This window comes from Pseudomonas fungipugnans, assembly GCF_029955235.1.
Taxonomy (GTDB): Bacteria; Pseudomonadota; Gammaproteobacteria; order Pseudomonadales; family Pseudomonadaceae; genus Aquipseudomonas; species Aquipseudomonas fungipugnans.
Genome location: NZ_JARBWL010000002.1, coordinates 742,398 through 756,553, shown reverse-complemented (window position 1 = coordinate 756,553; position 14,156 = coordinate 742,398). Strand labels below are relative to the sequence as shown.

The following is a 14,156-nucleotide window of genomic DNA, read 5'->3' as shown; positions in this document are numbered from 1 at the left end:
AGTGCGCAGCACTCACAATCAGGGCAATGGTTGGCAAGTTTTTGGGGCCGCTTCGCAGCCCAGCGCGAGCAAGCTCGCTCGCCACGTTTTTCAGCGATCACGTGCCTGACCGTGTTGGCGCTACTAGGGCTGCCATCGCTCGCGCAGGCCTTCGACCTGCAACAACTCAGCGATCAACTGGCCAAGCCCGATGTGATCCACGGCAACTTCATCCAGGAAAAACACCTGCGCGCCCTGCCGCAACCGCTGACCAGCAAAGGCACGTTCGTGCTGGCAAAAAACCACGGTCTGCTGTGGCTGTTGAAAACCCCGCTGCAACAGGATTACCGCATCAGCGCCAAGGGTATCGCCCGGCGTGACGCCAGCGGCTGGCAGATGCTGCCGAACAAGAGCGCCGGGGCCGAGCAGAACCGCTTGTTTCTTGCGGTGCTGCAAGGCGACAGCAGCGGCCTGCAACGGGACTTCGAGCTGAGTCTTTCCGGCGACGCACAACACTGGAAGCTGACCCTGACCCCGCGTTCACTGCTGCTCAAGCAGGTATTCAATCAAATCAACATCGACGGCGGCGAGTTGGTGCAGAGCATCGAACTGCTGGAAACCCAGGGCGACAGCACCGTGCTGCGTATGCGCGACAGCACCGCCACCCAGCCATTGAGCGACGCGGAGCAACATGACTTTGCCGAGTGAACGGATGCTCCCACGGCTGTTTCTGATCCTGCTGCTGGCGGTGCTCGCGCTCGCCGGCTGGCAATGGCGTGACGGCGCACCGCTGTCGGCCAACCTGATGGAACTGGTGCCTGGCACGGCACCGGACGCGCTGGAACTGCGCGCCGAACAACGCATGCAAGAACCGCTGAACCGCGAAATGCTGGTGCTGGTCGGCCACGCCGATCGCCAGCGAGCCATCGCCATGGCGCAAAAACTGGGCGATGAATGGCAGGCCAGCGGCTTGTTCGAGAAGGTCCAGTGGAACCTCCAGGCCGACTTGCCGGCACTGCGCACGCAACTGCTGCAAGGCCGACTGGCAATGCTCGGTGACGCGGATCGCCAGCAATTGATTGAACACCCCGGCGCGTTCATCCAGCAACGGGTGCAAGCGCTGTTCGACCCGTTTACCGGTTTCAGTCTGGTGCCGAGCCAGGACGACTGGCTGGGCCTGACCGGACGTATCCAGAACAGCCAGCCGCAACACGGCGCGGTGCAACTGGACATCGGCAGCGGCGCGCTGGTTGCCGACGCCGACGGCAAGAGTTGGGTGCTGCTGCGGGCGCGCACCACCGGCAACGCCTTCGACATGAACCTGCCACTGCAAGTGGCCGCCCTGCTCAAGCACAGCCGCGAAGAAGCGGCGCAAACGGACGTGCAACTGCTGGCCGCCAGCGGCTTGCTCTACGCCGCCAATGGTCAGCAACAAGCCACCCGGGAAATGACCTGGGTCGGCGGCGGCGCCACACTGGGCATCCTGTTGCTGCTGTTGCTGGCCTTCCGACGCTGGCGGGTGTTGCTGGCGTTCGTACCGGTGCTGGTCGGCATGCTGTTCGGCGCGGTGGCCTGTGTGGCGCTGTTCGGCCATATGCATGTGATGACGCTGGTGCTGGGGTCGAGCCTGATCGGCGTCGCGGTGGATTACCCGCTGCATTATCTGTCCAAGAGCTGGAGCCTCAAGCCCTGGCACAGCTGGCCGGCCCTGCGCCTGACCCTGCCGGGGCTGACCCTGAGCCTGATCACCAGTTGCATCGGTTACCTGGCGCTGGCCTGGACGCCATTCCCGGCGCTGACCCAGATCGCCGTGTTCTCCGCCGCCGGTCTGCTCGGCGCCTATCTGTCCGCCGTGTGCCTGCTGCCGGCGCTGCTCAAGGGCCTGGACCTGCGCCCGGCGCAATGGCCGCTGCGGGTCTGCGAGTTTCTGGTGACGCTGCGCCAGGCGCTGCTCAAACGCGCCAGCACCCCGGTACTGCTGGCACTGCTGATTGCCTTCTGCCTGGGCGGCGTGTTGCAGCTCAACAGCAAAAACGACATTCGCCAATGGGTCGGCATGCCGGCGCAATTGACCGCCGAAGCCCAGGCCATCGCACGCATCACCGGCTACCAGCCCACCAGCCAGTTCTTCCTGATCCGGGCGGCCAATCAGCAGCAGTTGCTGGAACGCCAGAACGCCCTCAGCGAACGTCTGGAGCAGTTGGTCAATCTCGACAAACTCCAGGGCTTTTTGTCGCTCAACCAATTGGTCAGCCAACCCAGCGAACAGCAACAAGTGCGCGAAGCGTTGAACAAGCTGCCGCTGTTCTGGCAGCCGCTGCTGGACGTTGGCGTGCCGGTCGAAGCGCTGCAAGCCGAGTTGGCGACATTGCAGGCACTGCCTGACGAGGACATCGACGCCGCGCTGGCCGGACCATTGGCCGAGCCTTATCGCCCGCTGTGGTTGGGCAAGACCGATGACGGCGTGGCCGCAATGGTCAGCCTGCAAGGCCTGAACAACCCGGCGCTGCTGCGGGTTCAGGCCCTGGATTTGCCGGGTGTGCAACTGGTGGATCGCCTCGGCGAACTGAACAATGTGTTTGCCGCCACGCAAATCAGCGCGGCGGAACTGAAACTCGCCTCCTGCGTGCTGATCGTGCTGGTGCTGATCCTGCCCTTCGGCCTCGGCGGTGCGGTGCGCATCGTCGCGCTGCCGCTGCTGGCGGCGCTGTGCAGTCTGGCGAGCCTTGGCTGGCTGGGTCAGCCGCTGACGCTGTTCAGTCTGTTCGGCCTGCTGCTGGTGACGGCCATCAGCGTCGATTACGCGATCCTTATGCGCGAGCAGGTCGGCGGCGCCGCCGTGAGCCTGCTGGGCACCTTGCTGGCGGCGCTGACCACCTGGCTCTCGTTCGGTTTGCTGGCGGTGTCCAGCACGCCGGCAGTGAGTAACTTCGGGCTGTCGGTGAGCCTCGGCCTGGCGTTCAGCTTTTTGCTGGCGCCGTGGGCCGGCAAGCATGTTCATGCCGCGCCAGTCGCGGAGCCGGCAGCATGATGGTCGCGCTGTTCTGGATCATGGCCGTGGCGCTGTTCGCCGTGGCGACCCGTGTCGGGCGGCATTTCGGCCTGATCCCGATTGTCAGTCAGTTGCTGCTGGCGACCTTCGGCCTGCCGCTGCTGATGTACTTCTGGATCGAGCCCGGCTGGCAACTCAGCGGCGCGGTGCTGATCGCGCCGGTGTGGCTGAAAAACCTCTACAGCCTGAGCTTCGCCTTGCTGCTGGGGCACATTCTCAGTGACGTGATCGACCTGCGGCTGGACCGCCAGAGCCTGAAGATCGCCCTGCCGAGTTTCTGCATTCCGTTCGCTTGCGGCCTGGGGACGGCCGTCTGGCTGTTGCCGCCGCAACCGTGGATCAGTTCACTGGCCGTGGGGCTGGTGTTCGCCATCACTGCGATTCCGGTGCTGTATTTGTACTTGCGCCATATCAATTATCCACCGGCTGCCACGCGGCGTCTGGTGCAGACCGCGATCCTCATCGACCTCACCTGCTGGACGCTGTTCGGCTTCGCCCAAGGCAGCCTGCACCTGAGCAGTCTGCTGCTGCCATTGGCCGGTGTGTGCTTGCCGATACTGCTGCGCCTACTCGGCTTGCGGCAGCCGTTGCTGCACAGCGGTTGCTTCTTCGCGCTGCTGGTACTGGCCGAGCACTTCAAGCTCAACGCGCTGATTTTCGGCATCGGTTATTTGCTGTGCATGGCCGCGTTGAAAGTGCCGCTGGTGTTGCCGTTGTCAGCACAGTGGATGACGCGTTTGCAGACCTGGATCGCCATCCCGCTGATCCTCACGTTCGGCATCGTGCAAATCGATGTCCACGCCGCCATGGCCAGCCTCGGCTGGCTGCAACTGGCCGCCCTGCTGCTGTTGCCGATCGCCAGCAAATTGCTCGGCAACTGGCTCGGCCTCGGCTGGGCAGGCGCATCGTTTGACGGCGCCAGTCGCTGGCGCGAAAGCATTCTGTTGAACATTCGCGGCTTGAGCGAAATCGTCTTTCTCAACCTGCTGCTGCAACAACTACTCATCAGCCCAGCGCTGTACTTCGCGCTGATGCTGATGGGCCTGATCGCGACCTTGCTGCCGGCATTGGCCGGCATGCACCGAAGCCCCCTGAATATTGCTGTCCCGGTAAGGAGTACCCGTGTCAATCGTTGAAATGGAACGTCGTCAGGTGCTGGTCATCGGTGCCGGGCCTTCGGGCGCCATCGCCGCCGCGCTGCTCAAGCGCAAGGGACACGATGTGCTAGTGGTCGAACGCCAGCATTTCCCACGGTTCTCTATCGGCGAAAGCCTGCTGTCCCACTGCCTGGATTTCGTCGAGGAAGCCGGCATGCTGGACGCGGTAAATGCCGCCGGATTCCAGCTGAAAACCGGCGCCGCATTCGCCTGGGGTGATCAGTACAGTGCCTTCGATTTCGGTGACACCTTCAGCCAGGGCAAGCCGACCACCTTCCAGGTCCTGCGCGCCGACTTCGACAAACTGCTGGCCGATCAGGCCGCGTTGCAAGGCGTGGAATTGCGCTACGGCGAAGCCATCGTCAGCGCTGATTTCAACCTGCCGAAACCGCAGCTGAACGTGCTGCGCGAGGATGGCAGCGAGTACCGCATCGAGGCCGATTTCGTGCTCGACGCCAGCGGCTACGGCCGAGTGCTGCCGCGCTTGCTGGACCTGGAAGCGCCGTCGAATTTTCCGGTGCGTCAGGCGGTGTTCACCCACGTCGAAGACCATATCGACAGCCCGAAATTCGACCGCACCAAGATCCTCGTTACCACGCACCCGACCCAACGCGATATCTGGTTCTGGACCATCCCGTTCAGCAACGGGCGTTGCTCGGTGGGCGTGGTCGCGGCAGCGGAGCATTTCGAAGGTCGCAGTGACGATCTGGACGAGTGTCTGCGCAGCTTCATCGACGAAACCCCGAGCCTGGCCGGTGTGCTGAACAACGCCGTGTGGGATACGCCTGCACGGACCATCGGCGGCTACTCGGCCAACGTCAAAACCCTGCACGGGCCGGGCTTCGCCTTGCTTGGCAACGCCGCGGAATTTCTCGACCCGGTGTTCTCCTCCGGCGTGACCATCGCCATGCGTTCGGCGAGCATGGCCGCTGGCGTGCTGCACCGTCAGTTGCTGGGCGAAAGCGTTGACTGGCAAACCGAGTTCGCCGAGCCGCTGAAGCGCGGCGTCGACACGTTCCGCGCCTACGTCGAAGGCTGGTACGCCGGGACGTTCCAGGACGTGATCTACCACCCTGGCAGCTCCCCGGACATTCGCCGCATGATCGCCTCGATCCTGGCCGGTTACGCCTGGGACGAGCGCAACCCGTTCGTCAGCGAAGCCAAGCGGCGCCTGAAGGTGATTTCAGAAATCTGTGCAAGGGATGCCACATGAGTTACTTGAGCGACAACTACGTCGAAGAAACCAGATTCGGTTTCTGGTTCCTGCGCAGCCACACCTGGCAGCACCATGTGTTGCGCGTGGCGATCAACGATTTGCGTAGTTTGTTCAGCGCGCCGTTGCCGAACAATCCGGTGTTACTGGATGCCGGTTGCGGCCAGGGCAAGTCGTTCCAGTACTTGCGCCAGACGTTTGCGCCCGAGCGTTTGATCGGCGTCGATGCCGATCCGCACAGCCTCGAACTGAGCGCTGAAGAAGCGACTCGCCAAGGCATGAGCGTGGAACTGATCGGCAGCGACTGCGCGACGCTCAACGTGCCGGATGCCAGCGTCGATCTGCTGTTCTGCCACCAGACGTTCCATCATCTGGTGGAACAGGACCGGGCACTGGCCGAGTTCTATCGGGTGCTCAAGCCCGGTGGTTATCTGCTGTTCGCCGAGTCCACCGAGGCCTACATTGATACATGGGTGATTCGCTGGCTGTTTCGCCACCCGATGCATGTGCAGAAGAGTGCTGCCGGGTACCTGGAAATGATTCGCCAGCAGGGTTTCGTGTTCAGTCCACAGAACGTGTCTTATCCGTACCTGTGGTGGAGCCGCGCCAGGGATTTCGGCCTGCTGGAGCGCTTTGGCCTGCGCAAGCCAAAGCCTTTTGGCCAGCGGGAAGAAACCCTGGTCAACGTGGTGGCGCGCAAGCCGCTTGAGGGTGGTGTTTGATGTCTAGCGCAATTCAAACCTGTGGAAGCACCTGTGGGAGCGAGCTTGCTCCCACAGGGTTTTCGGCAGGGCTGCGGTTTGTGTTGATGGCTTGTGTTTTGTTGCTAAGCGCCTGCGCCAGCCGCGCGCCGTTGCCCGAGCACAGCCCGACACTGGCACTGCCGTTGCAATTGCACATCCAGCGCTTGATGGCGGATCAGCGTCAGGACTGGCTGCTGGTCATCCAGCGCGAAGGCCCGGGCATTCGCTGGTCGATGATGGACCCGCTGGGGATTCCCGTGGCCCGGCAGAAACTGATCGACGGTCAGTGGCAGGCCGATGGCCTGTTGCCGCCCAATCCCGAGGCCCGTGAATTGTTTGCCGCGCTGCTGTTCGCCCTGACGCCTGCTGGCGAACTGCACGGCAACTATCGCGCCGCGCAACAGCAGGGTGCGCAGCGCTCGCTGCCCGCGCGCTGGAATGTGCGCTACGCGCAGCCGCTGAGCTTTGAATTGGATCTGCCCCAAGGCCCGAACTATCACGTCTCGCCGCTGAGCGGTGACGCGCCATGACCGCCTATTTGAACGCCCTGGGGGTGATCTGCTCGCTCGGGCGCGGCAAAAGCGAAGTCGCGCAGAATCTGTTTGCCGGTGACTGCAGCGGCATGCGCAACGAATCTGGCTGGGTGCCGGATCGCGTATTGCCAGTTGCGGCGGTACACGGTGAACTGGCGTCGATCCCGGCACACCTCGCCGGGCAAGCCAGCCGCAACAATCAGCTGTTGCTGGAAGCGGCGCTGCAAATTCGCGCTGACATCGATCAGGCGATCAGCACCTATGGCGCCGGTCGTATCGGCATCGTATTGGGCACCAGCACCTCGGGCATCGATGAAGCCAGTCGCGGCCTGGCGCATTACATTCGCGAACAGCAGTTCCCTGCAGATTACGACTATCAGCAACAGGAACTCGGCGCGCCGGCCAACTTCCTCGCCGACTGGCTGCAACTGAGCGGCCCGGCCTATGTGATTTCCACCGCGTGCACTTCCAGCGCCCGAGCCTTGATGAGCGCCCAGCGCCTGCTCGACCTGGGGCTGTGCGATGCCGTGCTGTGCGGCGGCGTCGACAGTTTGTGCAAGCTGACGCTGAACGGTTTTTCGGCGCTGGAAGCGGTGTCCGAACAACGCTGCAATCCATTTTCCGCCAACCGTAACGGCATCAACATCGGCGAAGCAGCGGTGCTGTTCCTGATGAGCAAAACTGCCGGTGACGCACAGCCGATTGCCCTGCTCGGCAGCGGCGCCAGTTCCGATGCGCATCACATTTCCGCGCCGGAGCCGAGTGGCCGGGGCGCCCTGCAAGCGATGCGCAAAGCCCTGAGCCGCGCCGCCCTGCAACCGACGCAAATCGGCTACCTGAACCTGCACGGCACCGCCACCCAACACAACGACGCCATGGAAAGCCTGGCGGTGGCCACGCTGTTCCCGGACGGCGTGCCCTGCTCCTCGACCAAACCCATGACCGGCCACACCCTCGGTGCCGCCGGTGCGCTGGAAGCGGCGTTCTGCTGGCTGAGCCTGTGCGCGGACAACACCGGTCACGCCCTGCCACCCCACGTCTGGGACGGCCAGCCCGACCCCGACCTGCCGCCGCTGGAATGGGTGACCCCGGCCACCCGCCTGGCGTCCATTGCACCCCGCTACCTGATGAGCAATTCCTTTGCCTTTGGTGGCAACAACGTCAGCCTGATTATCGGAGACGCCCCATGATTGCCTGGCCGCTCGCCGAACTGCTGCCCCACGCTGGCGACATGATCCTCATCGAGCAGATCCTGTCGTTCGATGACGAGCAGATTCACACCCGCCTCACCGTCAAACCCGGTGGCCTGTTCAACCGCGCTGACGGCAGCCTGCCGGCCTGGGTCGGCATCGAACTGATGGCCCAGAGCGTTGCCGCCTACGCCGGTTGCCATGCCCGCTCCCGCGGCGATGCGGTGGAGTTGGGCTTTCTGCTCGGCACCCGCAAATTCGAATGCAACGTGGAACACTTTCCGGTCGGCACCGAGCTGACCATCCACGGCCTGCGCTCGCTGGAAGACGACAGCGGCATGGGCGTGTTCGAATGCCACATCAACGCCCCCGGCATTCATGCCACCGCTCGTCTGAACGTGTACCGCCCGCCCGAAGCGGCGCAATATCTTCAAGAATCCCAAGGAGTCGAGTGATGACTGAATCCGTACTGGTCACCGGCTCCAGCCGTGGCATTGGCCGCGCCATTGCGCTGCGTCTGGCGCAGGCCGGCCACGACATCGTGCTGCATTGCCGCAGCGGTCTGGCCGAAGCCGAAGCGGTAAAAGCCGAAGTCGAAGCCCTGGGCCGCAATGCCCGCGTGCTGCAATTCGACGTGTCCGACCGCGCCAGTTGCAAAGCCATTCTCGAAGCCGACGTCGAAGCCCATGGCGCCTATTACGGCGTGGTGCTCAATGCCGGCCTGACTCGCGACGGGGCGTTTCCAGCCTTGAGCGAAGACGATTGGGACGTGGTAATGCGCACCAACCTCGACGGTTTCTACAACGTGCTGCACCCGGTGATGATGCCGATGATTCGTCGTCGCGCCGCCGGGCGGATTGTCTGCATCACGTCTGTTTCCGGGCTGATCGGCAATCGCGGCCAGGTCAACTACAGCGCGTCCAAGGCCGGATTGATCGGCGCGGCGAAAGCGCTGGCCATCGAACTGGGCAAGCGCAAGATCACCGTCAATTGCGTCGCCCCCGGCCTGATCGACACCGCGATGCTGGACGAAAACGTGCCGGTGGAAGAACTGATGAAAATGATCCCCGCACAACGCATGGGCACACCTGAAGAGGTGGCCGGTGCGGTGAATTTCCTGATGTCGGCGGAAGCCGCCTACATCACCCGCCAGGTCCTGGCAGTCAACGGAGGCCTGTGCTGATGAAGCGCGTCGTCGTCACCGGCATGGCCGGCATCACCTCACTGGGCAGCGACTGGGAGACCATCGCCGGCAACTTCGCGGCCAACCGCAGCGGCATCCGGCGCATGGACGAGTGGGATCGCTTCAGCGAACTCAACACGCGCCTCGCCGGGCCCATCGATGACTTCAAAGTCCCAAGCCACTGGACCCGCAAGCAACTGCGCAGCATGGGTCGCGTTTCGCGGCTGGCGGTGGGCGCGGCTGAACGAGCGTTGGCCGACGCCGGATTGCTGGGCGACGAATCAATCAAGGACGGGCGTATGGGCGTGGCCTGCGGCTCGTCCACCGGCAGCACCGACGAGATCAAGGCGTTCGGCAACATGCTGCTCAACTCGGTGGCCGAGGGCCTGAACGCCAACTCCTACGTGCGCATGATGCCGCACACCACGGCGGCCAATATCAGCATCTTCTTCGGCCTCACCGGCCGGCTGATCCCGACCTCCAGCGCCTGCACCAGTGGCAGCCAGGGCATCGGTTACGCCTATGAGTCGATCAAGTTCGGGCGCCTGCCGCTGATGCTCGCCGGCGGCGCCGAAGAACTGTGCCCTACCGAAGCCATGGTGTTCGACGCGCTCTACGCCACCAGCCTGAAAAACGACGCCCCCCAAACCAGCCCGCGCCCGTATGACAAGGGCCGCGACGGCCTGGTAATCGGTGAAGGCGGCGGCATGCTGGTACTCGAAGAACTCGAGCACGCCCTGGCACGCGGCGCGCACATCCATGCCGAGATCGTCGGCTTCGGCAGCAACGCCGACGGCCAACACACCACCCGCCCCGAGCAGACGACCATGCGCAGGGCCATGAAACTGGCGCTGGAAGACGCCGGCCTCGAACCGTCGGCCATCGGCTACGTGAACGGCCACGGCACCGCCACCGAACAGGGCGACATCGCCGAAACCCTGGCCACCAGCGCGCTGTTCGGCGAACACATGCCGATCAGCTCGCAGAAGAGCTTCCTCGGCCACACCCTCGGCGCGTGCGGTGCACTGGAGTCCTGGTTCAGCATCGAAATGATGAATAGCGACTTGTACGCCCACACCTTCAACCTCGACGAGGTCGATCCGCACTGTGGCAAACTCGACTACCTGCGCGGCGAGTTCCGGCAGATGAGCAGCCAGTACGTGATGAACAACAACTTCGCGTTCGGCGGGGTAAATACGTCGCTGATCTTTCGGCGCTGGTCGTAAGGCTTCGTACACACAATCCCAGTAGGAGCTGGCGAAGCTTGCGATCTTTTGATCTGGTTTTCAGAAAATCAAAGTCAAAAGATCGCAGCCTGCGGCGGCTCCTACGGGGATTAACGGTTCTTGGTCTTATCCCGCCAGCAACAACCAGAAATAGGAAATTTCAGCGGCACTTCTCGGAAACGTCCTAACGCCAGCCCCCGCAACTCCCGGTTACGTTCGAAGTCCTCCCCAAAGGCGAACAAGGACTGCCATGGCGCGCGACAAGGACATCCCACAGATCCGGGAATACACCGAAGGCGACGGCGGCACCCCAGCTGTCAGCCGCATTCGCTATCTGCGAGACATGACCCCGACCGAACTGGCCCGGCGCAAGGCCAGACACAACCACTGCGACGGCCTACTCGCCCGCCAGCAGGCGTGTGAAGACGACCGTTTTGGCTCACGCGAAAAGAAACAACCACTGGCGAGCGTTGGCTGCGTGTTCGCCAAAAGCTGCAACCTCCCTGACGGCGTCATCAACCACAACAACCCCGCCGGTTTCATCCCCCTCGAGCAATTGGCCAACTACGGCATGTGGGCGGTGCTTGGCACCGCAAGCGCTATTGCTGCGCAAGGCAGCTCCCTGCACCTGGTCGCGGGGTCGGCAACGGGTCACGCCATTGCCCAACGCCTCGGCGGCTCACTTGCCCTGACGCAGCTATCCGGCTCGGCAGCGGGTGCAGCAGGTACGGCGGTCGGCACCGTCGCATTGCTGATGCCCAACGCCAGCCTGTCTCCCGACAGCGCCTTGTATACCCACGAACAGTACGCTGCGCTTGAGGCGGGTCGAACCCGTGTGCGCATCAATGTGAAGACGTTGCCCGACGGCACCGTCAACGCGTACGGCTTCTACACCGGTGGCAAAAAAGGCTGGGAGTTTGTCCCCGTCATCAAGGCCGGAAAAGTGGGCGAGCAGTTTGTCGCCGACCTCGGTAATGGCATCGGCCTGACCTGGACACCCGCCGCGAACCCGGACGACATCCCGAAAATCCCCGCTCTTGAGGGCGCGCCGCCACTGCCGAAGGTGTGGGTCTATCCGCCGACCGGGCAGGCCGACAAGGTACTGGTGAATCCGCAGTATCCGCCCGAGTATCAGGATGCGATTATCTGGTTTGCGGCGGAGACGGGGCTTGCGCCGATCTATGTTGTGCTCAATGTCCGGTATGAAGAAATTCATAGGAAAGACCGGCCATGACTTTGAGAGACTGCGTTCCAGACTGCACGGAAGAGGAGTTGGTCCGGTTGCTCCAACGCATCATGGGAACCGATGAAAGCAACGAATAGACACAAACGGAAAGCGGAGTAGCCAATTTCAGAAACGTCCCACAGCCAGACATTGGGCTTCGAGCTAGGGTCAATGCCCCGAGACACGTCGGGCATCACAAGGAAGAACGGACCATGACTAAAAAGGCAGTTATCGTTTTCAGCGGCGGGCAGGACTCCACCACCTGCTTGATCCATGCGTTGCCGCACTATGATGAGATCCACTGTATTACGTTCGATTACGGCCAGCGCCATCGGGCGGAAATCGAGGTGGCGCAGCGGCTTGCGAAAGAGCTGGGCGTGACGGCGCATAAGGTGCTGGACACTACGTTGTTGAATGAGCTGGCGATCAGCAGTTTGACACGCGACAACATTCCGGTACCCACCGCAAGTAGCTCTGGCAACGGCCTGCCAAGCACTTTCGTACCGGGTAGAAATATTCTGTTTTTAACCCTGGCGTCCATCTATGCCTATCAAGTTCAGGCCGAGACTGTCATCACGGGTGTCTGCGAAACAGATTTCTCTGGCTACCCTGATTGCCGGGATGAGTTTGTCAAAGCGCTACATAACGCCATTGAACTGGGCATGGACTATAAGCTACGGATTGAAACGCCACTTATGTGGTTAAACAAGGCAGAAACCTGGGCCTTGGCCGAATACCACGGAAAACTCGAATTGATTCAGCACCAGACACTGACTTGCTATAACGGAATAAAAGGCAGTGGGTGCGGCGACTGTGACGCGTGCAATCTTCGAGCGAAAGGGCTGAATGAGTTTCTTGAGAACAAATCAGTAGTTATGGAGGGACTGAAAGACAAGCTGAAATAGAAATAGAAATAGAAATAGAAATAGAAATAGAAATAGAAGGGGAGCTTATTCGCTCCCCTCACCTTATACGACTTGGGCTCCAGATACGTAACGTTTGAATAATGACCTGGCCCCGTAAGCAGGCAAAATATTAAAAATTGCGAAACACATTTTTATAACAATCTGAACATAAACTATACCAAGTATTTCGGCATTCGTCATCGTTCCGTAAAAAGCAATAAAACAAAAAATGAAGCTATCTATTATCACTGCGAAAAACGTACTTAAAAATACTCGCAAAAATAGAAACCTAGAACTCGTGAGCTCCTTTATCTTACTCAACAAATAAGAGTTTACATACTCAGAAAAAACAAAAGACACTGAGGATGCCACCAACACGGATGACACATGACTCATGACTTCGCTATACGGCATATCAAGTTTCCAACCTGACAAACCTGGTAGATAGCTAGTTGCGCTCAGCAAAACCGTAATAAGGGCATTACTTGCAAAGGCAAAAAATATCGCTCTCCTTGCAAGTCTGAGCCCGTAAAATTCATTTAGCATATCGACTATCAAAAATGTCAGCGGATACAGAAAAACTCCGGGAGTGACAACAACATCAAAATATTCCACATATACAAGTTTTGTCGCAGCTACATTCGTGAAAATATACAGCGCAAAAAGCAGAAGATTGAGAGCAACATAAATCATCCACGACCGTTCATGCCGATCATTTATTTCATACGCTGTCAGTGCCGCCCCGCCAGAATAAAACTTCCTATAGACAGATTTTATTTCTGACCTGCTTAAATCGTCGACAATTTCACTTTTCAATAAGTCATCCAGCTTAACTTTAGTGACCTTGCCCGTAGACACAATCATGATAACGGCAAGGCCTTTGTTATTTTCGAACCCTAATAATTTATACCTGCTATTTTCCAAAAGATTATCCATTGAACCTCTCCTCCAGTACATCCCCGACAACAAGAACGACATCAGAGCAACAGCAGGGGTTACTGGTTATAAACAGCTTTTTCGTTATTTTGTCGTACACCAGCTTTTCTTTGTCGCTACTCGATAAACCCTTCTTGACTATTAGCAGATCGCCGGACTCATTCACGCCACTAATCTCGTGTTCCAGAAGCACCCCGATCAGATTACAAGCTGTACCGAAATAGTATGTCAGTGGATGTGTTGCGGCTAATTCGCCAATTCTCTTATCAAGACTCTGAATAAGTAAACTCTCTTTTATTATCGGCACCGCCGCCGGATTCATGTTGCCTTGCAAAGACACACTACTTTCTATAACGTCCCTTTCCTCAAGATCAACAGTTTCTATCTCCTTATAAGAAACGCCAAAGAAGTCAGAAATCTTGCGGATAGTGGATTGCTGAACATTGACAACCCGTCCTTCCAGAATGTTATAGATAGTCGTCCTGGTCAAACCACTGGCATTGCACAAAGACAGCTGCGTCTCACCGCGACTTTTTATCAAATACTTAATATTACTTTTTAACCTTTCAGTCTTTTCTCGCTTGAACATTAAACATTTACCATTCGGCTGTAGCTATAAAAACCAGACATTTTGACTGAATGGCTATAGAGGTGATTGGTTATGAAGTCCGGAGCCTGCATACGCAGACAATCGCACCGCACATATTGCAAACACCCAAAGCCGCCGTCAAACAATGTTTTTTACCGATTTTCGCTCCCTGAGTCTGACAGACAAAACCTACTGCATTTTAGGATGTCTCTTACAACAAATTGC

General features: G+C 59.7%; 13 protein-coding genes and 1 pseudogene. 12 read left to right on the top strand and 2 right to left on the bottom strand.

Annotated features, from left to right (window positions below; all coding sequences use genetic code 11):
* Positions 1 to 96: 96 nt before the first annotated feature.
* The 12 genes and pseudogenes from POF45_RS18385 (at position 97) to queC (ending at position 12,406) form a co-directional block, all read left to right on the top strand.
* A complete protein-coding gene (locus POF45_RS18385; RefSeq protein WP_310810907.1) occupies positions 97 to 687 on the top strand; it encodes an outer membrane lipoprotein carrier protein LolA in 591 nt (196 codons plus the stop codon).
* Positions 671 to 3,010, top strand: coding sequence for an MMPL family transporter (locus POF45_RS18380; protein WP_282316338.1), 2,340 nt, complete (start codon positions 671 to 673; stop codon positions 3,008 to 3,010). The genes POF45_RS18385 and POF45_RS18380 overlap by 17 nt, the downstream gene beginning before the upstream one ends.
* On the top strand, positions 3,007 to 4,167 hold the full coding sequence (locus tag POF45_RS18375; RefSeq protein WP_282316337.1) for a sodium:proton antiporter: 1,161 nt from the start codon (positions 3,007 to 3,009) through the stop codon (positions 4,165 to 4,167). The genes POF45_RS18380 and POF45_RS18375 overlap by 4 nt, the downstream gene beginning before the upstream one ends.
* A complete protein-coding gene (locus POF45_RS18370; RefSeq protein WP_282316336.1) occupies positions 4,154 to 5,401 on the top strand; it encodes an NAD(P)/FAD-dependent oxidoreductase in 1,248 nt (415 codons plus the stop codon). The genes POF45_RS18375 and POF45_RS18370 overlap by 14 nt, the downstream gene beginning before the upstream one ends.
* Positions 5,398 to 6,123, top strand: coding sequence for a class I SAM-dependent methyltransferase (locus tag POF45_RS18365; RefSeq protein ID WP_282316335.1), 726 nt, complete (start codon positions 5,398 to 5,400; stop codon positions 6,121 to 6,123). Before POF45_RS18370 ends, POF45_RS18365 begins: the two co-directional genes overlap by 4 nt.
* 86 nt (positions 6,124 to 6,209) lie before the next feature.
* A complete protein-coding gene (locus tag POF45_RS18360) occupies positions 6,210 to 6,674 on the top strand; it encodes a hypothetical protein (RefSeq protein WP_282316334.1) in 465 nt (154 codons plus the stop codon).
* Positions 6,671 to 7,867, top strand: coding sequence for a beta-ketoacyl-[acyl-carrier-protein] synthase family protein (locus POF45_RS18355; RefSeq protein ID WP_259498602.1), 1,197 nt, complete (start codon positions 6,671 to 6,673; stop codon positions 7,865 to 7,867). Before POF45_RS18360 ends, POF45_RS18355 begins: the two co-directional genes overlap by 4 nt.
* Positions 7,864 to 8,322, top strand: a complete 459-nt coding sequence (locus tag POF45_RS18350; protein ID WP_282316333.1) for a hotdog family protein — start codon at positions 7,864 to 7,866, stop codon at positions 8,320 to 8,322. Before POF45_RS18355 ends, POF45_RS18350 begins: the two co-directional genes overlap by 4 nt.
* A complete protein-coding gene (gene fabG / locus POF45_RS18345) occupies positions 8,322 to 9,050 on the top strand; it encodes a 3-oxoacyl-ACP reductase FabG (RefSeq protein WP_282316332.1) in 729 nt (242 codons plus the stop codon). The genes POF45_RS18350 and fabG overlap by 1 nt, the downstream gene beginning before the upstream one ends.
* Complete coding sequence (locus POF45_RS18340) at positions 9,050 to 10,276, top strand: beta-ketoacyl-ACP synthase (RefSeq protein ID WP_282316331.1); 1,227 nt, start codon at positions 9,050 to 9,052, stop codon at positions 10,274 to 10,276. The genes fabG and POF45_RS18340 overlap by 1 nt, the downstream gene beginning before the upstream one ends.
* 250 nt (positions 10,277 to 10,526) lie before the next feature.
* A pseudogene (locus tag POF45_RS18335) lies at positions 10,527 to 11,486 on the top strand (S-type pyocin domain-containing protein); the annotation flags it as partial.
* Between the two features lie 227 nt (positions 11,487 to 11,713).
* The gene (gene queC / locus POF45_RS18330) at positions 11,714 to 12,406 is read left to right on the top strand and encodes a 7-cyano-7-deazaguanine synthase QueC (RefSeq protein ID WP_282316330.1); all 693 of its coding nucleotides are present in this window, start codon (positions 11,714 to 11,716) and stop codon (positions 12,404 to 12,406) included.
* Between the two features lie 63 nt (positions 12,407 to 12,469).
* Here the strand turns inward: queC and POF45_RS18325 are convergent, their stop codons facing one another.
* Complete coding sequence (locus POF45_RS18325) at positions 12,470 to 13,342, bottom strand: queuosine precursor transporter (protein WP_282316329.1); 873 nt, start codon at positions 13,340 to 13,342, stop codon at positions 12,470 to 12,472.
* Complete coding sequence (locus tag POF45_RS18320) at positions 13,335 to 13,931, bottom strand: helix-turn-helix transcriptional regulator (protein ID WP_282316328.1); 597 nt, start codon at positions 13,929 to 13,931, stop codon at positions 13,335 to 13,337. Before POF45_RS18320 ends, POF45_RS18325 begins: the two co-directional genes overlap by 8 nt.
* Between the last annotated feature and the right edge of the window lie 225 nt (positions 13,932 to 14,156).